The sequence below is a fragment of the Natrialba sp. PRR66 genome (assembly GCF_034808065.1).
GTDB lineage: Archaea > Halobacteriota > Halobacteria > Halobacteriales > Natrialbaceae > Natrialba > Natrialba aegyptia.
Window position 1 is genome coordinate 283,303 of sequence record NZ_JAXHGN010000001.1, and the last position, 23,382, is coordinate 306,684.

Sequence of the window (23,382 nt, forward strand, 5' to 3'; positions counted from 1 at the left end):
GTGGACAGGGGACCCGATAAAGAAGGTTGCGAACGATCCGCACGATTCGCTACTCAGAACCGAATGAACACTTCCGCAGAGCGGCGAATTTCGCCGTAGTTTCCGCCAGGGAAGCGGACGGTTCAGGCCTCGAGAATCTCGTCCTCGTCGTCCTCGGGAACGGCAATCGAACCATCGAGTACCGTTACACCACGACCGCCGACCCGGACCGTCGGTCCGTCGAGTTCAGCGCGGACGTATCCGGGGCGGTCGACGTAGTGGCCTTGCTCGAGGCGGAGTTCCGCGGGCAGGTCGTCGTCGAACGCGCCGAAGCGATCGAGGTAGGCAGTGACAGCGCCGCTGGCCGTGCCGGTAACCGGGTCTTCGGGGACGCCGGCCCCGGGTGCGAACATTCGGCCGTGCAGCGTCGAGTCGGCGTCGAGCGCGTCGAAGGTGAAGAGATAGACGCCGGCCGCGCTGAACTCGTCGGCGAGGTCTTCGATCGCGCCCATATCGGGCGTCGCGTTGCCGAGGTCAGAGAGGTACGTGATCGGGACGATCAGGAAGGGGAGGCCGGTCGAAGAGACGGCGAGCGGGATGTCGTCGCGCGCCCCTTCGAGCGCGGCCTGTTCGACGCCGAGGGCGTCGGCGACGCGGTCGTATCCGGCGTCGACCTCGCGGATCTGGGGCGCATCCTGGGTCATCCAGACCGTTCCGTCGGCGTCGATGTCGATGTCGAGCACGCCGACGTTTGTCTCGAGCGTCGTCGTGCCGGACTCGAGGCCCTCGTCGTGGAGGTGAGCGAAACTGCCGATCGTGGCGTGCCCGCAGAGGTCGACTTCCTGGGTTGGCGTGAAGTACTGCACGCGGTAGTCGGCCTCGTCGCTTTCTTGGAGGAAGGCCGTTTCGCTGAGGGCCATCTCGTCGGCGATAGCCTGCATCTGGGCCGTCGAGAGGTCGTCGGCAGCCGGCACGACGCCGGCGGGGTTGCCGGCCAGCGGTTCGTCGGTGAAGGCGTCGACCTGCAGGACGCGGGTCGTCCGCGCGCTCCCGGCGGCAGAATCGGTGGGCATATTCGGAGATACGCTCGCAGAGTCTTCGGCCTTTTGACTCGTCGCGTCGATGCGGCCCGTTACCCGTCAGTCGCTCTCCGAGGGCTCGGTCTCCGGCTGCGGTGCTACCGAATCGAGTTCAGTCGCCGACGCTCCGCTGCCGGCGTGGGTCCCGACCGGCGGCAGATTGACCTCGGCCGCCGGGGATGCGTCGAGATCCGTCTCGGTCTCGAGGTCGCTCATTTCGCCGGCTTCGCGCGCATCCTGATCGATGCGCATCGAACAGAACTCGACGCCGCACATCGAGCAAAAGCGCGCCTCCTTGTAGTTGTCCCCCGGAAGCGTCTGATCGTGGTAGTCGCGCGCGCGATCGGGATCCAGCGCGAGGCGGAACTGCTCGCGCCAGTCGAACTCGTACCGGGCCGTCGAGAGCGCATCGTCCCAGTCGCGAGCGCCCTCCCGACCGGTGCCGATATCGCCCGCGTGGGCGGCGATCCGGTACGCCGCCAGTCCCTCGCGAACGTCCTCTTCCTCGGGCAGCCCGAGGTGCTCTTTCGGCGTCACGTAACAGAGCATCGCCGCCCCGGCCTGGGCTGCCATCGCCGCGCCGATCGAACTCGTGATGTGGTCGTAGCCGGGGGCGATGTCGGTCACCAGCGGTCCGAGGACGTAGAAGGGCGCGCCGTCGCAGACCTCCTGCTGGCGCTCGACGTTCTCGGCGACCTTGTGCATCGGGATGTGGCCCGGTCCTTCGACCATCACCTGCACGTCGTATTCCCAGGCGCGCCGGGTCAGGTCGCCGAGCGTGTCGAGTTCAGCGTACTGGGCCTCGTCGCAGGCGTCGGCGATACTGCCGGGGCGGAGGCTGTCCCCGAGGCTGAACGTCACGTCGTGGTCGGCGAAAATCTCGCAGATGTCGTCGTAGACCTGAAAGAGCGGGTTTTGCTCGCCGCGTTCTTCCATCCACTTCGCCATGATCGACCCGCCGCGGGAGACGATCCCGGTCGTGCGGCCGTCCGTCAGCGGCAGGTGTTCCGCCAGGATCCCGGCGTGGATCGTCATGTAGTCGACGCCCTGTTTCGCCTGCTTTTCGATGACGTCGAGCAGCAACTCCGTCGTGATGTCTTCGGGGCTTCCGGCCCGCTTGACGGCCTCATACAGCGGCACCGTCCCGATCGGGACCGGCGAGTGCTCGATCTGCATCTCCCGAATCTCGTCCAGATCGGTGCCCGTGCTGAGGTCCATCACGGTATCCGCACCGTAGTGAACCGCCGTGTGAAGCTTCTCGAGTTCGGTGTCGCGGTCGCTCGTCGTCTCGCTGTTGCCGATGTTGGCGTTGACCTTCGTGGCGAACTCGCGGCCGATCGTCATCGGATCGAGCGCGTCGTGGTGTCGGTTGGCCGGGATCACGGCCTGTCCCTCGGCGACCTGCTGGCGGACGAACTCGGGGTCGCGGTTCTCGCGGTCGGCGACGCGTTCCATCTCGTCGGTAACCGTTCCCTCGCGGGCGGCTGCTAGCTGGGTGGATGGCATCGATAACTAGGTTGTACTATCGAGTTATAAATAACTGTCCTTCTAGGCTAATACGCCGATAGAACCCACTCTATGGTAGAAATACGGGGAATACTGGACAAAAACTCGAACGGCGCTGGCTACTGGTCGAGCGAGCCGACCGGCCCTCCCTGAACACGAAGTGACAGCGAGTCGTCGGGCTCGTCGGGTATCGAAACCGTGACCGTCGCCGCTGCTGTCCTCGTTTCGTTTTCCGCCTCGCGCTCCGTTTCTGGAACCGTCACTGTCGTTCGTTCCCCATCGATCGCGAGCCAGTAGGTCCCCGGCGCGGCGGTGATCGTGGCAGTCACGTCGACGGAGTCGCCCGACCGGATTTTGCCGCCGAACGAGAGGGAGTCGAGCGTCGGCGACGGCGTCTCGACCGCCAGATCCACGTCGATGGTGTGGTCCATCGTCGTCGTGTAGACCGGCACGGACGCCGTCGGCTCCGGTGCAGCACCGCCCTCGGATTCCTCGTCCGGTTCGGCGGTCAGCACCTCGACGCCGAGTTCGGTTTCGACGGCCGCGATTCGGTTGCAGATCGTCTGTTGGCTCGAGCCGGCAAAGAGCAGGCCGACGAGAGACCCATCCTCGAGAAAGACCGGCGAGCCGCTGTCGCCGGGTTCCGACAGGGGGCCGGCGACGAGTTGCTCGCGGAATAACACGGGCTCCTGATCGCCGATGTCCACGCGAACGCTCGCGCTCGTGGCCTCGAGTTCGGCGCTCGTGACGCCCGACGTGCGGCCCGTTTTCGTTACCGTTTCGCCCCGGAGATCGGCGTAGTCGTCCCGGTAGACGCCGGTCGGCCACGACTCGTCGAGTTCGTAGTACGTCGCCGTCTCCTGTTCGGGATCGACCGAGCGGGCGGCGACATCGACGCGCCCGTCGTCCGCGATCGGGACGTAGCCGACGAGTTCGCCGACCACGTCGGCGTCGGCGGTGCCGCCGTCCTGCGGCGAGGGTTGGAGGATTAGCTCGCCGAATTCGGCCGCGTTCGAGCGGGCGTAGGTGTGGTTGTTCGCCAGCCGGACGAGGTCGCCTGCAGCCACGTCTTCGCGCCAGCGCGCGGCCGACGCCTCCGGGTCGTCGACGCGGGCCGGATACGGCCCAGCGGTGGCGGCCGTCGAATTGGCGTTGATTTCGCTGACGCCACCGGGGACGGGCCGGTGGCGGTCCTGCCGACCGGGCGCGGCCTCGGGGACTGCTTCGATCGGTCCCGTCTCCGTCTCGGTGTTCGCGTCCATTGCGTCGAACCCTTCGCGCGTCTCGTCGTAGCCCGCGTCGACGACCGTCACGTCCACGTCGTCCCCGGCATCGGCCAGGCGGGTTTCCACGTCGTCCGCGGCGTCGAGCGCCGACTTCGGCCGCTTCTGCGAGACGAACACCGTGAGTTGCTCTGCGTCCTCGTCGTAGTCGACGCCGATCACGTTCTCGCACTCGAGTAAGAACTCGTAGTCTGGTGTCGAGGGCATCAGTCATGTAACCGTTCGTGATACCGTTAGATATAGCTGGATATTATTACACGGTTATCTGAGGCGGATAAACGAGGCGTCTTTCAGCCCACTTATAATGGTCGCCCCATTCTGTCCCGAGTAGGTGGCCACCAGATGTCCGATCTACCGGACGATTTCGACTGTACGATTACGAACTGGGAGTACATTTACAGCCTCTGTCGCGATGTCAGCGACGACGTTCGCCGCGACGAGTTCGAACCGGACGTCATCGTCGCCCTCGCACGCGGTGGCTGGTTCGCGGGACGGTGTCTGTGTGACTTCCTCGGCCTGAACGACCTGACGAGCCTGAAGATGGAACACTACGTCGGGACGGCGGAGAAGTCGGGCGAGCCGACCGTTCGGTATCCGATGCCGGAAGGAAGCGTCGAAGGCAAAGACGTGTTGATCATCGACGACATCGCCGACACCGGCGGCTCGATCAAACGCGCGTACGAGTACGTCGAGGACCGCAATGCCGGCGAGGTCCGCACCGCGACCTTGCAACTGCTCGGGACGAGCGAGTTCGATCCGGACTACGTCGGCGAACAACTCGAGACCTGGACCTGGGTCGTCTACCCCTGGAACTTCATCGAAGATATGATCGACCTGCTCTCGAGCGCGATGGAGCAGGCCGACCAGGAGACGTTCTCGCAGGAGGAGCTGCGCCACTATCTCACCGAGTTCCACGGGATCGAACGGATCGAGATGGAAATCGCCCAGCCGAACCGCCTCGCGGAGGTTCTCTCGGAGATGGAACGTCGCGAACTGCTCGAAATGCGCGACCACGGGCAGTGGGCGCTTTGTAGCGATTCGTAGGGATTCGCCGACCGCCTCGACATCTCTGATTGCAGTCACCAGCCCGGTGAACCACGCTCTCGCTATCCGTACGACGGTCGACTGACGGACACGAACTCGAGTCAACGGACGGACGAGACGCGTCGCTCGTACCCGGGCGCGTGCTCGTGTCCGAGAAGCACGCAGCTCCCGTGTATTCCGAGCAACGCGACCAGCGCGAGGAACGGATCGAGCGGTACAACCGTCAGAGATCTCGGCAACAGCAGCGTAGACAGCACCGGCAGGTACGCAACTGGCAGCACGACCGCGATCCAGAACGCGATCGCACGCACACCGGCGACGGCAGTTTCCTGCAGTCGCTTCCCGACGGAACGGTCCGTTGATTCGACGGAAGTCGACATCGATTACCACCGATCCGGAATCACGCTACTCGCTGAACTCGTCATCGGGGCACGCCATTCGCGTCGATATCGTCGTTAGATCCACCGTTCCCGCCGCGTCGAGTTCAGCCTGCGTCGTCGAGGTGTTACAATCGAAGGACGTCGCGCCGATCTGTTCGTGTTCGGTCGCGTCCGTTTCGAGGACGGTCACGTCGAGATCGTACTCGCCGCTCTCCGCGAGTTCGATCTCGGCGGTCGCACCCGGTTCGAGCGTGTACACGCCGTCGAAGGTCGGATCGGACGATTCTTCGAGCAGGATACGCGTCGTCCAGGTCTGTGCTGTCGGATTGTGAACGACGACTCCGTGTTTGGCGTCGGCTGCGTCCTGTTCGGAAGCACCCGGCATGGCACCGACGGTCGTCGAGTTCGTCTCGTCGCGTTCGACGGTCGCCGTTACGACTCCCCGGCAGGCCATGAGCGTGGAGATGACGGACGACTCGAGCGTGCCGTCGTCCTGCACGGCGATGGTCGCCGTCGTCGCGTTGCAGTCGAACTGATCGCGACCGACGGTGACCGTTTCCGCCTGCTCGGCGTCCGGGAGGGTCGCGCGAACGGTGAACTCGTCGAGATCGGAGAGCGAGACGTGAACCGCCGCGTCCGCGCCGAGTTCGAACGATTCCTCGAGAACGGTCGTTTCGTCTCGCTCGATGACGAGAGCGGGCGTGTGCGTCTCGCTCGCTCGGTTCGTGAGGGCAACCTGCACCGGCTTCCGAAGGCCGCTGTCCGCGAGCGTCTCGTCACCGATGCGCCGATCCACGGTCGCCCCGCTCTCGACGGTGGTGGGTGCGGACTCCGCCTGCGTCGCCAGCGATCGGTCGTCGTTTTCGGGTGTTGATTCCGATTCCGGGTTCGATTCCGACTCGGATCCCGGATCGGCCGTCGCGTCCGTTTCAGAGAGACAGCCGGCTGCCGCGGTCGTCAGTCCGATTCCGATCGATGCCAGAACGGTTCGTCGTTCCATACAGTCCCGTTCGGTGGGAGGTCCTTCCCACTATCCCAAACTCAAAGCCGTCTTTGAGTCCCGTTCGTCGCCCGAATTCCACCGGTCACTCGCCGCCGGCGGCTCGTCGCCGCGTCGCCGGTCGATACCGCATCCAGTACCAGTAGCCCACCCAACACCCGATCGCGAGCAGTCCGGCCCCGAGCACGAACCCGCCGGGCCCGGTTGCGAACTCGAGAAGCGACTCGCGAAGCGTCGGCTCGGGTGGCTGTGCGGTACTGAGCAGTCTCGGCTGTGCCGGTTGCGGTGCGTTCCACCGCGTATGAACGAGCGCACTCACGAGACCCACGAACACGCTCGCACCGAGCACTCGCTGCAGTGCACCCGAAAGCGACGGCGTCGTCTGCTCGGCCCCAGTATACAGCACCAACGGACCGTTCGCCGGCGCGTAGACGTCCATCTCCCGTCCCTGGCTCGAGTACCACGTCCCGGCAACGACGATCAGATCCGCTTCGACGAGGCGCTCGAGATGATAGCTGACGTTCTGCACCGAGGCGTCCATCCGATCGGCGATATCCGATGCCGTCCGCGGCTCCTCGTAGAGCATCGCGAGAATCGTCCGCGCCGTCGTCGACGAGACGGATGACAGTATGTGTTCGGCTTCTGTCTCGGTGAACTCGACGAGTTTCGGCTCGGTTTCGCGGTCGTCCAATGCCGACGATGGTTTCAGCGGAAAGAGAGAGCTCATCGTACCTACAGTCCCGTTTTCACCGGGGTAATATATTCGCACGTGAAACTCAAAGATCCCTTTGAGTTTGTGAACGCCACGCAGTGCGACGATTTCGACCGCCGGAGACAACCCGGTTCGCCAGCGATGGGAACCAGTGCCAGCGGTGGTCGGCACCCGCGACTATTCCGCGAACGATTCGGAATCCGGCGTGGGGTCGGGTTCTGCGTCCGTTCTCGTTCCTGTTCCCGTTTCCGATTCCGTCCCCGTTTCCGCTTCGCGGTCCGGGCCGACCGTCCCCGCCTCGCCTGCAGTCGCTGACGCGACGTCCGTGGAGTCGGTTTCGCTCGTTTCGTCGACGATCGACTCCGTCCAGGTTCCGCGGGTAAACCACGCAGTCGCCGCGATAGCGCCGACGATATCGCCGATGACGACGCCGGCCCAGATGCCCGTCGGGCCCCAATCGAGGACGAAGGCAAGAACGTAGGTGACGGGGACGCGGACGACCCACAGGCCGAGGACGGCGAACGCGAGTGCGGTCTTCGTGTTCCCTGCGCCGCGGAACGCGCCCTGAACCACCTGCATGACGCCCATGAAGACGAACGCGACCGCGGAGAACCGCAGGTAGGTCACACCGTAGTCGATCGTCGCCGCCCGTCCTTCCGCCTCCGCTATCAGGAACACCGAGACGAACGGTTCCGGCAGCAAGAACGCGAGCACGCCCGCGACGAACATGATCGACCCGATCACCCCCGCAGCGATCCAGACGGCCCGCTTTGCGCGATCCGCCATTCCTGCACCCAGGTTCTGGCCGACGATCGAGTCCGTCGCCTGTCCCATGCCGAGCGCCGGCAGGAACGCGAGCGATACCAGCCGGTTCCCGAGCCCGTAAGCGGTGACGACTTCGGACGGAAACGTGACGACGATCGCCATCATCGCAACCAGTGCAAGCGCCGTCATCGACTGCTCGAACGCCGTCGGAACACCCAGTCGCGTAATCTCGCGAACGTACTCGAGGCGCGGCCGAATATGTGACGCCTTGATCGCCGGTCCGGTGTCCGTATAGTACAACAGGTAAAATCCAATCGCCGTCGCAATAGCGCGCGAGATGACCGTCGCGACGGCCGCTCCCTGAACCTCGAGTCGCGGGAGCGGGCCGACCCCGAAGATCAGCAGCGGGTCGATCGCGACGTTGATGACGACGCTGATGAACATCACTCGCATCGGCGCGCGCGTGTTCCCGTAGCCGCGCATGAGCGCGACGAAGACGAAGAAGCCGAATACGGACGGCAACCCGAGGAAGAACACCTCCAGGTACTCCGCGGCGAGCGGGATGATCGCCGCCTCGGTGTCGGGATCGGACGGTAACGCGGCGAGCATCGGATCGCTCAGTAGATATCCGAGAATACCGAGTCCGACCGCGACGAGCGAAATAAATGACAGCGTTTGCCCGGCGATGATCCCGTCCTCATCGCTGTCGGCCCCCGTGTGCTGGGCGATCAGGATCGCTCCGGCGGTCGTAAACCCGCTTCCGACCGCAATCAGCAAGAAGAGCAACGGAAACGCGAGGCTCACCGCACCGACGGCGGCGGGCGAGAGCGTCCCGAGCCACAGCGTGTCGCCGACGTTGTAGGCGACCTGCAACAGTTGAATAACGACGAGCGGCCAGGCCAACCGAAACATCGGTCGGACGAGTTCACCTTCAGTAAGGGAGTTCTCGTCCGCCGTCGCGCCAGCAGACATATCCGCACAGTGTCGGGCGGCGTACTTGACCACTCGGGAGATGTGGTACCGTATTGCACTCGACGGCGAGAGCGCCGGGCGTGTGTGCACCCGAGAATCCGGACCGTTTACGGTGCTCCTCCGACGATGCTCGCCCATGACGATCGGAGTTATCGGCGGCAGCGGCATCTACGAGGCGCTTCCGCTCGAAAATACACATACGGAGACCGTCACCACGCCTTACGGCGACCCCAGCGACGACGTGACGCTGGGTGAACTCGCCGGCAAGGAGGTAGCGTTCCTGCCGCGCCACGGCGAGGACCACCAGCACACGCCGACCGACGCGCAGTACCGGGCGAACATTTACGCGCTCAAATCGGTCGGCGTCGACCGCGTCATTTCGACGAACGCTGTCGGCAGCCTCCGCGAGGATTTGCCGCCTCAGACGCTCGTCATTCCGGATCAGATCTACGATCGGACGAAACACCGCTCGCCGACGTTCTTCGGCGACGGCATCGTCGTCCACATGGGCTTTGCCGAACCGTACTGTCCCGAGATGGTCGAGCACCTCGCCGATGCGGCCGCAGCGGTGACCGATGCGGAGACGAAGACGGAGCGGGGTGGCACCTACGTCTGCATCGAGGGTCCACAGTACTCCACGCGAGCGGAGAGCGAGTTCTATCGCTCGCAGGGGTGGGACGTCGTCGGCATGACGACGATTCCGGAGGCCAAACTCGCCCGCGAGGCCGAACTGAGCTACGCGACGGTCGCGGGGATAACCGACTACGACGTCTGGAAGCAGGACAACGAGGTGACGCTCGAGGAGGTCCTCGAGAACGCCGCGGCAAATCAAGACTCGATCAATGCCGTGATCGAACGCGCGATTCGAACGATGCCCGAGGACTTCGAAAGCGACGCCTGGAGTGCACTCGAGGGGACGATCAACACGCCGACGGAGGCGATTCCCGCCGAGACGCGCGAACGCGTGGATCTGCTGGCCGGTGAGTACCTCGACTAATACATCACTCACGCGATAAATATGTGTGGGTGACTATCACTCGAACCAAATATAATTGGCACACTGACTATCACCATTGAGAACATAGCATGAGATATGAGCCCCGATTCCGAGTGCCGCTCTCGCCCGACAGATGGGTCGGACGGTCAAGCGCATGCCAGTATGACAGCCACTCCGTCCGCCCCAGACCACTCGCTGCCGCTTGAGACCCCGCTCACCCCTCGAAAGCGCGACACGTTACAATTCCTCCTCGATACTGACGGCCCCGTCACGATCCGTGCCGTAACGGACCACGTGGCAGCCACGGAACACGGGACCACTGCAACGTCCCTCTCAGCCGACCAGCGGCAACCGGTCTACGTCGCCCTCTACCGGTCGCTGCTCCCTGAACTCGACGACAAAGACATCATCGAGTACGACAAAGCTCGCGGAACCGTTCGCTTGACGGCCGATCGCACGGCTGTCGAGTCCACCCTCAAGTTCACGGAGAGCGAGCCCGAGCCCGAGCCAACGAGCGCGGGGACGGACGAGCAGACGGGGACTGCGACCACGACCGAGAAACCGGCGGTGAACGAAGGCGACGAGTCGTCGAATCTCATTGCCGAGAGAGCCGTGAGCCTGTTCGGAATCGCATCGCTGGGAGTGTTCGCGTCGCCCGCTCTTACGGCCAGCAGCACCGTCATTGCGACAGTTGCGCTGGCACTGGCTGTCGTGAGTCAACTCGCTTGAACTGCGTCCGAGACTGGAGTCGGCACTGGCATTCCTTCCGTTCATACGATGTCGTGCTTGCACTCGTTTTTCGCTGCCTCGAGTGGTCACGACGGGCTTTTCGGGACGCGATCTCGTTATCTGTGGCATCAGACGGCCGCTCGAACCGAAGAGTTCCGTGATCCCTAATCCCGCAATCCCGTAATCTCTCGAGCACTCATCACTCGGCGACTGCATCGTTCGCTGGAACCGTCGTCGCATCCTGGATCCAGAGATCACCGAAGAGTTCGTCCTGATCGAGGGTCAAACGACCGCGGTGGGCGAGAAAGAGCAGTGCGAGGTACGTCATCACGCGCGAACCGCCCGTTTCTGCGATTTCCGCGTACAGCACTTCGTCGCGCCCGCGCTCGTAGCGCTCGGCGAGTTCGGCCTCGACGTCGTCGATGACGGTTTCGATGTCCTCCTCGTGGGTGGTGTGGGTCACGTCGTCGCTGGTCGGCTCGTCGTCCACCCGGAAGTCATCGCCCGAGTGGTAGCTCAGTTCCTGGACGCCGCGGTCGTAGCCGTGCGGCGAGTCGCTCGTGTCGTAGCTGCGGGATTCCTTCCACCAGGTCCCCCGTTCTGCACTGCGGAGTTCGCGGACCAACTCGTCTAGCGTCTCGGGCTTCCCGCGGACGTGCTTGCGTTCGAGTCGGCGGTCCATCTCGGCTTCGAGACTTTCGACGGGATCGAACCCGGCCCCGGGGGCGTCGCCGGCAGGGTCGGGTGCACCGCCGTCCATCCCCTCGTCGGCGAATGGTGCCTCCCACGGCGGGAGTTCGTCCTCCTCGGGCTCGTCCGTCGCGAAGAGTTCATCGCTTTTCATCCGGAGCAGCACGCTCGCGTAGAACAGCGCCCGCCCCGAGGTCCGCAGGTCGGCGTCGTCGAGCGCCTCGAGAAACTTGTCCGTGACCTGGACCACGTCGATATCCCAGGGGTCGATGTCGCCGTTTTCGGCGAGTTGGACGAGGAGTTCGACGGGTTCGACTTCGTCGTCTTCGCCGCCTTCGATGTCTTCGTCACCTTCGCCGCCTTCGATGTCTTCGTCACCGGTGCCGGTACCGGCACCGATATCACTCTCGTCTCCGACAGCCGCCCGCGAACCAGCGTCGTCGGATTCGCTGAACTCGAGTAGTGTGCCCTCCTCGCCTTGCGTATCGGTGGCTGCTCCGGGTCGTTCTCGGTCGTCGTGGCCGACGATCTGGAGGGGGATGTCGTCCTCGCCCTCATCCACATGCTCATCCTCGCCCTCGTTCTCGTTCTCCGGTCCGTCGTCTCTCTCGGTGGCTGTTTCGTCCGTCGACGAGTCCCTCGCTGGCGACGGCTCTTCGGTCCCGTCGCTATCTCGCGGGTCTCCTCGCTCCCCGCTTGCGGCTTCGTCGTTCGCATCTGTCGAGGGATCCTGCGTCATCTTCGGTTCCTCGGGCCCTCCTTAGTCATCAGCCGGTACCCCCTCGCCCTCGCCTTCGCCCTCGCTCAAGTCGATCCCCGTCACCGCGCTGACGTTGTCGTCTTGCATCGTCACGCCGATCGCCCGCTGGGAGCGATCGAGCATCGCCGAGCGGTGGGAGACGACGACGAACTGGGCCTTTTCGGCGAGTTCTTCGACCATCTCGCCGATCCGCTCGGCGTTGACGGCGTCGAGGAAGGCGTCGACCTCGTCGAGCGCGTAGAACGGGGCCGGGTTGTGCCGCTGAATCGCGAAGATAAAGGCCAGCGCGGTCAGAGATTTTTCTCCGCCGGACATCGCGTCCAGGCGCTGGATCGGCTTGTCGCCGGGCTGGGCCTTCATCGTCAGGCCGCCGTCGAACGGATCGTCCTCGTTCTCGAGGTGTAACGTGCCAGTCCCTTCCGAGAGCTGTTCGAAAATCTCCGTAAACTGGGCGGAGATCGCGTCGTAGGCGTCCATAAACGTCTGTTTTTTCTGCGTTTCGTACTGTTCGATTCGGTCTCGAATCCCCTCTGCCTCCTCGACGAGCGTCGCTTTCCCGTCTTCGAGTTCGTCGAGATCGGTGCGGACCTCGTCGTATTCGTCGATCGCGAGCATGTTAACGGGTTCCATCGCCTCCATGTCGGCTTGGAGGAGGTCGATCATCTCGAGGACGGTCTCGTGGTCGGGGACGTCTTCGGGGTCGTAGTCGCCGACCTCGGCTTCGAGACTCTCGATCTCCCATTCGAGGTCGCCGACGCGCTCGCGCTTGTCTTCGAGTTTGCTCTCGACGGCGTTGACGCGGTCCTGTTGCTGGTCGCGCTTCGTCCGGGCCTCCGAAAGGTCCTCTTTGAGGTCGCTACGGTCGTCTTTCAGCTCGGCGAGTTCAGCCTCGAGTTCTTCGACGGCCTCGTGTTTCGCCTCCAGAGTCTCGCGTTTCTCGGCGATGGTTTCCTCGCAGTCTGCGATGCGCTCTTCGTGTTCGGCCGTGCGGTTCTGGGCGGTCTCGATGTCGTCGTGGAGATCTTCGATGGCGTCTTCGGCGTACTCTTTCTCGAGTTCGAGTTCGTTGAGCGTGCCGTCGAGGTCGTCGATCCGGTCTTCGCGGTCGTCGATTTCGCTCTCGAGGGCTTCGATCTGGGCGGTGAGTTCCGGGATCTTCGAGTCTGCGAGTTCGGCTTCGAGGTCGTCGATGTCGGCCTCGATGGCCTCGATGTCGGCCGTCTGCTCGTCGATTTCGCCGGCGATCTCGTTCATCCGCTCGTCGACGGATTCGCGCTCTTCGCGGAGGTCGTCGAGTTCGGCCTCGAGCGTTTCGATTTCGTTCTCGATGGACTCGCGGGTGGAATCGAGGGAGTCGAGTTCGCCTTCGATCGAGCGGACCTCGTCTGCGGCGTCGGTCTTGCGGTCGCGGGCGTCGTCGAGGCGGTCCTCGACGCCCCGGAGGTCCTCTCGGAGGGACTCGCGTTCCTCTTGCAGGTCCGTGATCTGTTTGGCGACGCGCTCGAGTTGGCCTTCGCCGCCGCCGGTAAAGGAGTAGCGCGAGCCCTTCCGGGAGCCGCCGGTCATCGCGCCGCTTTTCTCGACCAAGTCGCCGTCGAGGGTGACCATCCGGTAATCCCCCATGTACGAACGGGCGGTCTCGATGTCCTCGACGACGAGGGTGTCGCCCAGCACGTACGAGAAGACGCCGGCGAACTGGTCGTCGAAGTCAACGAGGTTGTACGCGAAGTCGACGACGCCGGGATCGCTCGGGGCGTTCGGAAGCCGGCGCTGGCTCATGTCGGTCAGCGGGAGGAAGGTCGCCCGCCCGGCGTTGCGCGACTTGAGGTGTTCGATACACTGCTGGCCGACCACGTCGTCGTTGACGACCACGTTTGCGAGTCGACCGCCCGCCGCCGTCTCGCAGGCCACGGCGAACTCGCCGGAGACGTTTCCTAACTGGGCCACCGCGCCGTGGACGCCATTGATCCCCGAGTTCAGGATCGTGGTCACCGCGCGGCCGAACGAGGAGTCGCCGCTCTCGCCGGCGTTGGCTTCGAGTTCGGCGTACTCCTGTTGTTTCGCCTGGAGTTTGTCGTCAGCCTCGTCGATGTCGGCCTGAATACGGCGCTTTTCGTCTTTGAGATCGTCGACGACCTCGGCGATATTCGCGCGATTTTTCTTCGCCTTCTCGAGTTCGCGCTGGAGGTCGCTGCGTCGGTTTTCGAGTTCGGGGAGTTCCTCGCGGCGCTCCTCGATCGTCGTCTCCGTCTCGCTGATCGTGTTCGACCGTCGTCGCGCTTCGTCGAGGAGTCGGTCCTGCTCGCGCTGGAGGTCGTTGCGCTCGGTCTTTGCGTCTTCGAGGTCGTCCTTTCGCGCTGCGAGATCGGCTTTGAGTTCGTCGAACTCGGTGTCGACGGCGTCGATTTCGGCTTCGAGTTCGTCGCGCTCGGCCTCGCGTTCCTGGATTTCGGTCTTGAGCGAGGCCTTTTCGAGTTTGTGCTCGCGCATCTCATCGTCGAGTTCCTCGATCGTCTCCTGCTTGCGATCGATCTGGACGAAGGCTTCGCGCCGCTTCGATTCGGCCGCCTCGATTTGCTCCTCGCTGGCTTCGATTTTGTCCTCGAGCCGCGAGATGTCGCCTTTGATCTCCTCGATTTCGCTTTTAATCTGGAGCTGTTCGTCCTCGCCCTTGCGCTCGATTTCGGCGTTTAAGTCCTCGAGGTCTTCCTGGAGGCGAACGACTTTCCCCTGGCGTTCGTCGAGTTCACGCTGGAGGTCCTCGAGATCGGATTCGAGGTCGTCGACGGCCGCTGCGGCCGTCTCGAGTTCGGCGCGCTTTTCTTCGAGTTCGCTGGCCTTCTTGTAGCCCTCGTACTCCCCTTTCTCGCGGCGGAGCCGTCGGTAGCGCATGGCTTGCCGGCGCTCGTCGGCGAGCTGGTCGAGGCGGTCGCGTTTCTCCTCGATGCGGAGTTCGGCCTCGTCGATACGTTCTTCGACGATGTCGAGTTCCTCGAAGGCGTCTTCCTTCTTCGCGTCGAACTCGGCGACGCCGGCGATTTCGTCGATGATTTCCCGGCGGGCGTGGGGGGTCATGTTGATGATCTCGGTCACGTCGCCCTGCATGACGACGTTGTACCCCTCCGGCGTGACGCCGGCCTGGGCGAGCAGGTCCTGGATGTCCGAGAGGTTGACCGAGCGGTCGTTTACGTAGTAGTAGGAGTAGTAGTTGTCCTCGGTTTCCTTGACGCGGCGACGGATGCGGATTTCGTCGACATCGCCGACGTCCTCGCTCCCCGCGGCGTTGACGACCTGCGACCGGTCGAGGGTGCCGTCGGTGTTGTCGAGGATGACCTCGACGATGGCTTCGCGCGGCCCGTCGGAGTTCGACCCGTCCTCGTGGCCGGGGTTGTAGATGAGATCGGTGAGTTTCTCCGCGCGGATACCGTGAGTCCGCGCCAGTCCGAGGGCGAAGAGAACGGCGTCGATGATATTCGACTTTCCAGAACCGTTCGGACCCGTGACAACGGTGAAATCCTCGTAGAACGGAATTTTCGTCTTTCGACCGAAGCTCTTGAACTTGTCCAGAACGACTGCCTTGATGTACATTCTCTTCTCGAGCCCTCCGTGCCGTGGGGGATCGCACTCGGGGCATCGTGGCGGACACCGGCCTGCGACGAGCCAGTCCGGTCTCCCCGAATGCGAACCGCCGTGCAGTTATGCGACAATAATGTCGTCGCTACCTGAGTCTTCCGCTTCGTCGCCGGATTGGGACTCGGTTTCCGTATCGGCATCGGCCGTCGCCTCTTCGACTTCCTCCGGAGCGGCTTCCGGGGTCTCCGAATCGCGGTCGGCGGCATCGGCACCGGTTCCGGTTTCGTTCTGGCGGCGCTCGGGAACGCGAGTCGGCGTCTCCGTATCGAGTTCGGCTTCGAGAACGCGGATGCGTTCTTTGGCTTCGATGAGTTCGTCGGTCAGGCCCTCGACGGTCGATTCGAGTTCTGCGACCGTTGATTCGAGCTGCTCGACGCGGTTGTTCGACATACGTTCTAGGGCTGTTGCCTGCCACATAAACGTACGTCAGACACACCTACCCGTTTTGGTACATACCGCTGCCGGCTATCGTGACGACTGATACGGTCTGCTGTAACGATTTACCGGCGCGACCGCACCCGTCCTGCGGTTGCGCCGGAAATGACTTACAGCAGTCCGTATGAAACTGTTTCCACGCTGATCGTACCGCCGTCGTGCGACCGGGTGTGCACTGACACGCAGTGGCTACTAGCGGCCCCGCACTCGCTTTCGCACAGACCTGTCGGCAGATGCAGCTTGGATGCCAGGAGACGCCACCACTGTCCGTGAGCCGGCGCGCTAGGACCTGTTGTTTGATAGGGGGCTGACGCCAACCTGTGTGTGTCATCATCACCATGACCGCGAACACCAGCCTCGACGACGTTGACGAGATCGTTCACGAACCCAGCCAGGCGTTCGCCGAGTCGACGAACGTCGCCGAGTTCATGCGAACCCACGGGATCGAGGACTACGAGGCGTTGATCGAACGGACGACAACTGAACTCGAGGGCGTCGAGGCGTCGGGCGTCGACTGGTTCTGGGACGAGATCGTCGACTATCTCGACATCGAGTTCTACGAGGAGTACGAGACGGTCCGAGATGACAGCGAGGGGCCGCAGTTCACCGACTGGTACCCCGGCGGCGAACTGAACGTCGCGCACAACGTCGTCGACCGCCACGCCACCGTCGACGAGGAGCGCCGCAATAAGGTTGCGACTATCTGGGAGGGGGAGGACGGGGAGGTTCGCGAAATCACGTACCACGAACTCCACCGGCAGTCGAACCAGGTGGCGAACGCGCTCGAAGCGCGGGGTATCGAGACGGGTGATACGGTCGGGCTCTACATGCCGATGGTACCGGAGGTCGTCTCGATCCTCTACGGCTGTTTCAAGGCGGGTGCGATCGCGGTGCCCATTTTCTCGGGCTTCGGCGTCGACGCGGCGGCGACTCGGATCGCCGATTCGGAGTGTTCGGTTCTCTTCACCGGCGACGGCTTCTACCGCCGGGGCGACCCGGTCTACCTCAAGTCCGGGGCCGACGAGGCGATCGAAGAGGCGGGTTACGTAGAGGACACGATCGTCTTCGACAGGCTCGGTTCCGGCGGGGACGAGGCGGAGCGCGAGATTCCCTGGAACGATGACCGCGACGAGTGGTGGGCCGAGGCCGTCGAAACCGCGGACGACGAGTTCGAAACGAAGTCGCTACCCTCGGATCAGGAGTCCATGCTTCTCTACTCCTCGGGCACCACCGGGAAGCCGAAGGGGATCGTCCACACCCACGCCGGCGTGCAGGTCCAGTGCGCGAAGGAGGTCTCCTTCGGGATGGACCTCAAACCCGCGGACCGGTTCTTCTGGGTTTCGGACATCGGCTGGATGATGGGCCCCTGGACGCTCATCGGGACGCACACCTTCGGCGGCACCGTCTTCATGTACGAGGGTGCGCCCGACTACCCCGAGCCGGATCGCTTCTGGGAGATGATCGACCGCCACAAACTCACCCAGTTTGGCATCTCACCGACCGCCATCCGAGCACTTCGTAAACACGGGGACGATTGGCTCTCCGGCCACGACCTCTCCTCGCTGCGCCTGCTCGGCTCGACCGGCGAACCCTGGGACCCCGAGTCCTGGCGCTGGTTCTACGAAAACGTCGGCGGCGGCGAGTGCCCGATCATCAACATCTCCGGCGGCACCGAAATCTGCGGCTGTTTCCTCATGCCGATGCCGACCGAGCCGCTCAAACCCTGCACGCTCGGCGGGCCGGGGATCGGCATGGACATCGACATCGTCGACTCCGCGGGCGAATCGGTCGCGGATGACCACGAGCGCGGCTTCCTCGTCGCCCGCGACTCCTGTCCCTCCATGACCAAGTCCCTCTGGTCCGGCGACGAGCGCTACCTCAACGAGTACTGGTCGACCTTCGAGGACCCGGCGATGTGGGACCACGGCGACTGGGCCCAAAAAGACGTGGACGGCTTCTGGTTCCTCCACGGCCGCGCCGACGACGCGCTGAACGTCGCCGGTCGCAAGGTCGGCCCCGCCGAAGTGGAGGGCGCGCTCATCGACCACGCGGCGGTCAACCAGGCCGCCGCCATCGGCGCGCCGGACGACACCACCGGCACCGCAGTCGTCGCCTACGCGATTTTAGCAGACGGCGTCGACGAAACCGACCGCCTCCGCGAGGAACTGCGCGCGCAGGTCGGCGAAGAACTGGGCAAGCCCTTCCGCCCCCGCGAGGTCCTGTTCGTCGACGAGTTCCCCAAGACGCAGTCGGGCAAGATCATCCGCCGCGCGATCGAAGCGACCTACACGGGCGAGGACCTCGGCGATATGAGCAGTATCGAAAATCCGGCGGCGCTCGATGAACTCGAGGCCGCCCGATAACGCACGCTGTCGAAACGTTACGTCTCGACTGAGCGGATCTCTGTCGGTGGGACGGTGTTTCCCAGGATTCTGAAAAAACCGTTATCGTCCTGACGAGCCTTTGAATACGTGATTCAGGCCGTCCGTATCGAATTGGAGACCACCGTTCACACGATAGCCTGCAATCATCGAGGTGAGAGACAGTATGGCCACGACAGCGGAGACGGAACCCGAGGCGATCCGAGCCGTCGACCTCGACGAGTTCGAGGGCGCGGACGTCTATCAGGAACGTGACAAACGGGCCGAATACGCGGTTACTTCCCGCTAACGTCCGGAACGCCGAACGCGATCGACGTCGGTGCCGAGGTGTTGATGATCGTCTCTATCGAGATCGAGCCGGGGAACTACCTTCCGTCCCACCGGGATAGTAACGAGGAACTTCTCGTGGTGACCGGGGGTCGGGTTACGGCGACGATCGGCGACGATCGGCGACGAGACGATCGGGCTGCACGCCGGACAGTGTGCGGTCGTCCCCGAAATGGAACCGCACGAACTTCACAACGACGGCGACGAGACAACGTCGATTATCGGATTCTTCCCGGGTACCGAACTGACCGCGACGTTCGACGACGTTTTGCAGCCGTTCGGCACTGCGGAGGTAACGCTCGGATCGGCACCGGTCGAGGATCGTCAAAAGCGAACCGACTAGCCGGTCCCGAGAACGCACAGCCTGCGATACGCAGGTGCACCGTCTATTTTTACGGATGCAAACCGCCGTCGACGGCGTCGGTACCGGTATAGCTAGGCACGATGGCCCGAGGGAAATCAGGGGAATGCGTGACGATGTGGCCGGTTCTATCGCGGCGACCGACTACTACGTCGTCGGCGTTACGCGCCGATCAGACCGCCGGAACGCCGAACAGCAGCGAGAACACGGCGGCACCGATCAACAGGACGCCCATAGCGAACGCGACGCGTTCGCCGTCCGGCGTCAGGCGCTCGATCGAAACCACGAGCGTCAGGCCAACCATCACGAGGAAATTCATCGACCCGAGCGCAACCATCAGCGCGAACAGCGGCCAGGTGCACGCGACGCAGTTCGTCGCGTAGGAGATCCCCCTGCGAACCATCCGGTTCACGTTGGGACAATGCGGAATCGACTGGCAGGACGCACACTGGGAGAGCACCCGGCGTTTGAACGGCGTTAGCTGGTAGCCGCCGGCGAACGCGAGCAGTCCGGCGACGGGGACCGTCCCCGCACCGAGACCGAACGCGGACGCGGTCGAGAACTCGTGAATCGAGACGAGCAGTTCGACCGCGAGCGGCACTGCGCCGATCGCCGTCCAGACGAGACCGTAGCCGCCGAGAAATCCGGCGATCGACGGAACGGCGACGGACGGATTCTGGCACACGTCATCGAGGTGCTGCCGAACGACCGGAATCAGCGACGGAAGCATCATCGCGAGCATCATCGTGCCCCACATGAGCAAGTACGCGACGGTACCCGAGAGTCCGTTTGCCGTCGCCATCGCTTCGGGGACACCGGGGGCGGCCATCGGTGCCTCGAGTTCAGCGGGAGCGGGGCCGAGGTCGGGAAGCCAGCCTTCGAAAAGGACGAGCCAAAGGAGTGCCGAGAGCGAGAGGGTGGTGAGTTCGGCGATGGGGAGCGAGTCGGAGTCGATACGAGTGATGAACGAGAGTGGATCGTCTGGGAGCATCGAGTGAGTAGCCGGATAATCGGTGGTTTCAGGGGCGGATTTCGACGATAAAACGGTTCGTGACGACGGTACCGAACGGTGGCGGAAGGGACGGAAACGGTGGGGCTGTCATGCGGGTCGATCAGTTGCGCGAGTGGGGGTGAGGGTGGGGGTGGAGGTGGAGGTGGGGTGGGGTGGAAGGGGTTGTGAGCGGTGGTGCGGGCCGGCGGGCGGCGCGTTAGTCCGTGGTGTCCGAACGGTCTCGGTGGCGCTCGAGAACGGTGCCGCCAGCACCGACGGCGATGTCGACGGGAACGGTCGCCAGTCCCTCGTCGTCCGACCGCTGGCGGGCGAGAGCGAGATCGAGAAGGGATTGTTCCGTCGGCGTGTCCCGTTCCTCCCAGCGGATGCTTTCGATGCGTTCGTAGACGCGTCCGCCGGTTGCGACGGCGACGGCAGTGTTGCTGCCTTCGTCCACCTGGATGGACTGGAGCGCACCCTGTCCGACGTTGATCGGGGTCCAGTTCTCGCAGTGCGGGTCGTACCGATACGCGACGCCGTCGGCACCGGCGACGAAGACGGTTTCATCGCCGGCCCAGATGTCGTAGAAGTCGACTTCGGCGTTGCGAACGCCGATTCGTTCCCACTCGCCGTTCGCGTCCGCGTAGTACGCGCCGCCGCTGGTGTCGATGGCGTAGAATCCGTCCGGGCCGGCGGTCAGGCCGGGTATCGTCGACCCGCCGCCGGGTTCGACGACATCGCCCCAGACCGGACAGCCGTCCTCGACGGTACAGTCGAGAACTTCGCCGGAGCCGTTCGCGATGCGGATGCGCTCCTCGCCAGTTGGCCCGGACACGGCGATTCCCTCCCAGGTACTCGTCTTTTCCCCCGGTGCCGAGTAGTCACTCAAGTAGCCGTCGGCGACGTCGTAGTACCCGAGTGCACCGCTGTCACCGGCGAACCAGAGTCGACAGCCGTCGGCTGTTGCGTCGATCGTCCGCAACGTGTTGTCCGCGACGCCCGGACCGCGCTCGATCAGTGTCTGCCACTCGTCGTCGCGCCGGTGCAACAGGATACCGCCCTCTCCACAGGCGTAGGCACCGTCCGCGCCGTGGACGACGCCGTGCAGCGTTCTCGAGGTCGGCGAGTCGGCTTCTTCCCAGTCGGCGGCCGCTTCGGCGCTCGACGGATCGGTCTCGCGACCGCCGTCCGACCGCGGTACAGCCCCGTCCCGGGATGCGGAATCGGCGGCTTCCGACTCGGGTTCGGAGTCGGAGTCGGAGTCAGAATCGGAGTCGGAGTCTGAGTCAGAATCGGAGTCGGAGTCTGGGTCAGCGGACGGTTCGATCTCGGGACCGATCTCGGTCAGCCACTCGATCGCGTCGCTGAGCGAGTCGTCGAGACGATCGATCATCGAACCACCTCGTGAGCCGAGACGAGCCGCGAGAGTCCGAGTTCGTACGCGCCGTCGCGCCAGCCCACGTCGCGGCGCACACGATGTGCCCGAACGTCGGAAACGGCATCGATAACCGCATACGAGAGTTCGTTCGCCATGCGCGTGTCGCTCATCTCGCTGCGGCCGACGTGACGACGCCATTCGAGGCTCGCGGCCGATAGTTTGCCGGCGAGCGACAGCACGGCCGGCACGACGGCGACATCCCGCTCCTCGAGAACGCGTTGCCCGCCGGCGGTCACCGCGCCGTACGCGCCTTCGACGACGAGATCCGCCCGGATCGTCTCCGCGTTTCTGGCCGTCACCGCCGTCCCCGATCCGGCGAGAACCAGCGCATCGACATCCGCTTCGAGGACGTTCTCGGTGCCGGTCATCGTGCCGCCGCTGAACTCGTCGATCGCACCCGGTCCGTCGAGGTAGCTGGGTGCGACGGTCGTATCGATGCCGTCGTCGGTAGCGTCGTCGTCACCGTCCTCATCGCCAGTCCCCTGTTCGAGCGTCTCGCTCTCCCCGTCACTATCACTATCGCCGTCGCCATTACCCTCGGCGTCGGCAGCAAGCCCGACGTGATCGCTACACAGCGCGACGATCGTGCTGCCCCAACGGTCGAGCAAGCGCGCCGTCGTCGCACCGACGGTGCTGGTGCCGTACACGGCGACAGTTCCGTCCGACAGCGAGCGGCCGAGATCCGTCTCGAGTACATCTCGGACGACGTGGGCGACGCTGTGGCCGCCGGCACAGGTGAACTCTCGTGAGCCGCCGAGAACGGCCGGTTTTCCGGCGGCCGTCGCGGTGTGGGGGCCGTCGACGCGTTCGGCAACGGCATCGGCGGCGCGAGCCATGGTGCGTTCGTCGGTTCCCAGATCGGGAACGAGAACGTCGCTGTTCGGGCCGAGATCGGTGATTCGTCGCGCGTAGGAGCGCGTGAGTCTGGCGCGTTCGTCCCACGAGAGTGTTTCCGGATCGCAGTCGATGCCGCCCGCTGCGCCGCCGAACGGAACATCGGCGAGTGCGGCGGTTACGGCAGTTGCAACTCCGAGTCCGGCACAGTCGCCGATTGTCAGCCCGGGGACGTAGCGGTGCGGGCCGATGTAGGGGCCGCGAACGTCGTCGTGGCGAACGCGGTACCCTGCTCGAACGTCGATCGTCCCATCGTCGCGTTCGAACGGAATGGCGATTTGCTGGCGCTGGCGCGCGTACAGGAGCCGCTGTTCGATGTCATCTGGGACCGAGAGACGGTGGGCGGCGGTTCGGAGGTGGCTCCACGGAGCATCGAGTGCGGGAGCGGTTCGGCTGGTCGTGTCGGTTGAAGCATCGTGCGGAGTAGTCATCGGTTGTTTCGAGCAGTTTTGTGCGTGCGTTGGTGGTGCGCTTGGTTCGACCGCGTCGACACAGCCAGTCTGCACAGCACCGGCTGTTTCGATCGCGTGTGGCTGAATACCGGTTACCGGTCTGAATGCAGCCGTGTCTCAGTGTCGCTTAGTGTCTCTCAGTGTCTCAGGTGTGGCAGTTCCGTCTCCGCGTCAGGGGTCACAGAAGAGACAGTGTCGTTCCCACTCGTGGTGCTCTTCGAGACGCCTGTTGGCGTGCGTGCTCGGCCGGTAGGCGTTGGTTCGTCCGTCGAGTGGGTGCTTTTCGACGTACCCCTCGTCGACGAGTTCACTGAGGTTCTGGTAGAGTCGGCCCTGGTTGATGTCCTCGTCGTAGTAGCAGTCGAGTTTGTCTTTGATCACGAGCCCGTGGGGGTTGCGTTCGGCCAGCAGTCGGATGACGAATAGCTGGTCGCGTTTGAACCCGGTCAGGTTCGTCAGTGGGCGAGGGGGTGTCGACCCGTCGATACTCGATTCGTGCTCGTCGTTGTCGTCGTGGTTGGTAGGGATGTTCCTACACATCGGTGCATCATCGGCGGGAAGACCGCCGAAGCTA

20 protein-coding genes are annotated in these 23,382 nt (G+C 64.1%); 6 read left to right on the plus strand and 14 right to left on the minus strand.

Going from position 1 to position 23,382, the window contains the following annotated elements; all coding sequences use genetic code 11:
- Window positions 1-122 precede the first annotated feature (122 nt).
- From SM755_RS01360 to SM755_RS01370, 3 genes are all read right to left on the minus strand, one after another.
- A complete protein-coding gene (locus tag SM755_RS01360; RefSeq protein WP_323171121.1) occupies window positions 123-1,052 on the minus strand; it encodes a PhzF family phenazine biosynthesis protein in 930 nt (309 codons plus the stop codon).
- A 66-nt stretch (window positions 1,053-1,118) separates the two neighbouring features.
- On the minus strand, window positions 1,119-2,564 hold the full coding sequence (gene thiC, locus SM755_RS01365) for a phosphomethylpyrimidine synthase ThiC (protein WP_323171122.1): 1,446 nt from the start codon (window positions 2,562-2,564) through the stop codon (window positions 1,119-1,121).
- A 119-nt stretch (window positions 2,565-2,683) separates the two neighbouring features.
- Window positions 2,684-4,054, minus strand: coding sequence for a hypothetical protein (locus tag SM755_RS01370; protein WP_323171123.1), 1,371 nt, complete (start codon window positions 4,052-4,054; stop codon window positions 2,684-2,686).
- A 135-nt stretch (window positions 4,055-4,189) separates the two neighbouring features.
- On the opposite strand from SM755_RS01370, the gene SM755_RS01375 reads away from it, so the two are divergent.
- The gene (locus SM755_RS01375) at window positions 4,190-4,891 is read left to right on the plus strand and encodes a phosphoribosyltransferase (RefSeq protein WP_323171124.1); all 702 of its coding nucleotides are present in this window, start codon (window positions 4,190-4,192) and stop codon (window positions 4,889-4,891) included.
- A gap of 101 nt (window positions 4,892-4,992) precedes the next feature.
- Here the strand turns inward: SM755_RS01375 and SM755_RS01380 are convergent, their stop codons facing one another.
- The 4 genes from SM755_RS01380 to SM755_RS01395 form a co-directional block, all read right to left on the minus strand.
- Window positions 4,993-5,271: a hypothetical protein gene (locus tag SM755_RS01380; RefSeq protein WP_323171125.1), complete on the minus strand. Its 279-nt coding sequence runs from the start codon at window positions 5,269-5,271 to the stop codon at window positions 4,993-4,995.
- Window positions 5,272-5,296: 25 nt separating this feature from the next.
- Complete coding sequence (locus tag SM755_RS01385; protein WP_323171126.1) at window positions 5,297-6,271, minus strand: hypothetical protein; 975 nt, start codon at window positions 6,269-6,271, stop codon at window positions 5,297-5,299.
- A gap of 85 nt (window positions 6,272-6,356) precedes the next feature.
- A complete protein-coding gene (locus tag SM755_RS01390) occupies window positions 6,357-6,998 on the minus strand; it encodes a helix-turn-helix domain-containing protein (protein ID WP_323171127.1) in 642 nt (213 codons plus the stop codon).
- A gap of 162 nt (window positions 6,999-7,160) precedes the next feature.
- The gene (locus tag SM755_RS01395; protein ID WP_323171128.1) at window positions 7,161-8,720 is read right to left on the minus strand and encodes an MATE family efflux transporter; all 1,560 of its coding nucleotides are present in this window, start codon (window positions 8,718-8,720) and stop codon (window positions 7,161-7,163) included.
- A gap of 136 nt (window positions 8,721-8,856) precedes the next feature.
- On the opposite strand from SM755_RS01395, the gene mtnP reads away from it, so the two are divergent.
- Entirely contained in the window at window positions 8,857-9,717 is an 861-nt protein-coding gene (gene mtnP, locus SM755_RS01400) for an S-methyl-5'-thioadenosine phosphorylase (RefSeq protein WP_323171129.1), read from the plus strand.
- Window positions 9,718-9,879: 162 nt separating this feature from the next.
- Window positions 9,880-10,446 (plus strand): hypothetical protein, encoded by a 567-nt coding sequence (locus SM755_RS01405; RefSeq protein ID WP_323171130.1) that lies wholly within the window; start codon window positions 9,880-9,882, stop codon window positions 10,444-10,446.
- A 199-nt stretch (window positions 10,447-10,645) separates the two neighbouring features.
- On the opposite strand, the gene SM755_RS01410 is transcribed toward SM755_RS01405, so the two are convergent.
- The 3 genes from SM755_RS01410 to SM755_RS01420 all read right to left on the minus strand — a co-directional run bounded on the left by SM755_RS01410 (window position 10,646) and on the right by SM755_RS01420 (window position 15,919).
- The gene (locus tag SM755_RS01410) at window positions 10,646-11,875 is read right to left on the minus strand and encodes a segregation/condensation protein A (protein ID WP_323171131.1); all 1,230 of its coding nucleotides are present in this window, start codon (window positions 11,873-11,875) and stop codon (window positions 10,646-10,648) included.
- Between the two features lie 21 nt (window positions 11,876-11,896).
- Window positions 11,897-15,484 carry a chromosome segregation protein SMC gene (gene smc, locus SM755_RS01415; protein ID WP_323171132.1) on the minus strand — a complete coding sequence of 1,196 codons (3,588 nt, stop codon included), beginning with the start codon at window positions 15,482-15,484 and terminating at the stop codon, window positions 11,897-11,899.
- 108 nt (window positions 15,485-15,592) lie between these two features.
- Window positions 15,593-15,919 (minus strand): hypothetical protein, encoded by a 327-nt coding sequence (locus SM755_RS01420; RefSeq protein ID WP_323171133.1) that lies wholly within the window; start codon window positions 15,917-15,919, stop codon window positions 15,593-15,595.
- 383 nt (window positions 15,920-16,302) lie between these two features.
- Here SM755_RS01420 and SM755_RS01425 point away from each other — a divergent pair, with 383 nt between their 5' ends.
- From SM755_RS01425 to SM755_RS01435, 3 genes are all read left to right on the plus strand, one after another.
- Entirely contained in the window at window positions 16,303-18,327 is a 2,025-nt protein-coding gene (locus SM755_RS01425; RefSeq protein WP_323171134.1) for an AMP-binding protein, read from the plus strand.
- 184 nt (window positions 18,328-18,511) lie between these two features.
- Window positions 18,512-18,634: a hypothetical protein gene (locus tag SM755_RS01430; RefSeq protein ID WP_323171135.1), complete on the plus strand. Its 123-nt coding sequence runs from the start codon at window positions 18,512-18,514 to the stop codon at window positions 18,632-18,634.
- A gap of 210 nt (window positions 18,635-18,844) precedes the next feature.
- Entirely contained in the window at window positions 18,845-19,015 is a 171-nt protein-coding gene (locus tag SM755_RS01435) for a hypothetical protein (RefSeq protein WP_241433784.1), read from the plus strand.
- A 190-nt stretch (window positions 19,016-19,205) separates the two neighbouring features.
- Here the strand turns inward: SM755_RS01435 and SM755_RS01440 are convergent, their stop codons facing one another.
- From SM755_RS01440 to SM755_RS01455, 4 genes are all read right to left on the minus strand, one after another.
- Window positions 19,206-20,024, minus strand: a complete 819-nt coding sequence (locus SM755_RS01440; protein WP_323171136.1) for a DUF2182 domain-containing protein — start codon at window positions 20,022-20,024, stop codon at window positions 19,206-19,208.
- A gap of 217 nt (window positions 20,025-20,241) precedes the next feature.
- Window positions 20,242-21,417 carry a hypothetical protein gene (locus tag SM755_RS01445; protein WP_323171137.1) on the minus strand — a complete coding sequence of 392 codons (1,176 nt, stop codon included), beginning with the start codon at window positions 21,415-21,417 and terminating at the stop codon, window positions 20,242-20,244.
- On the minus strand, window positions 21,414-22,787 hold the full coding sequence (locus SM755_RS01450) for a Glu/Leu/Phe/Val dehydrogenase dimerization domain-containing protein (RefSeq protein ID WP_323171138.1): 1,374 nt from the start codon (window positions 22,785-22,787) through the stop codon (window positions 21,414-21,416). Before SM755_RS01450 ends, SM755_RS01445 begins: the two co-directional genes overlap by 4 nt.
- A gap of 192 nt (window positions 22,788-22,979) precedes the next feature.
- Window positions 22,980-23,348: a helix-turn-helix transcriptional regulator gene (locus SM755_RS01455; RefSeq protein ID WP_006664531.1), complete on the minus strand. Its 369-nt coding sequence runs from the start codon at window positions 23,346-23,348 to the stop codon at window positions 22,980-22,982.
- Window positions 23,349-23,382 lie beyond the last annotated feature (34 nt).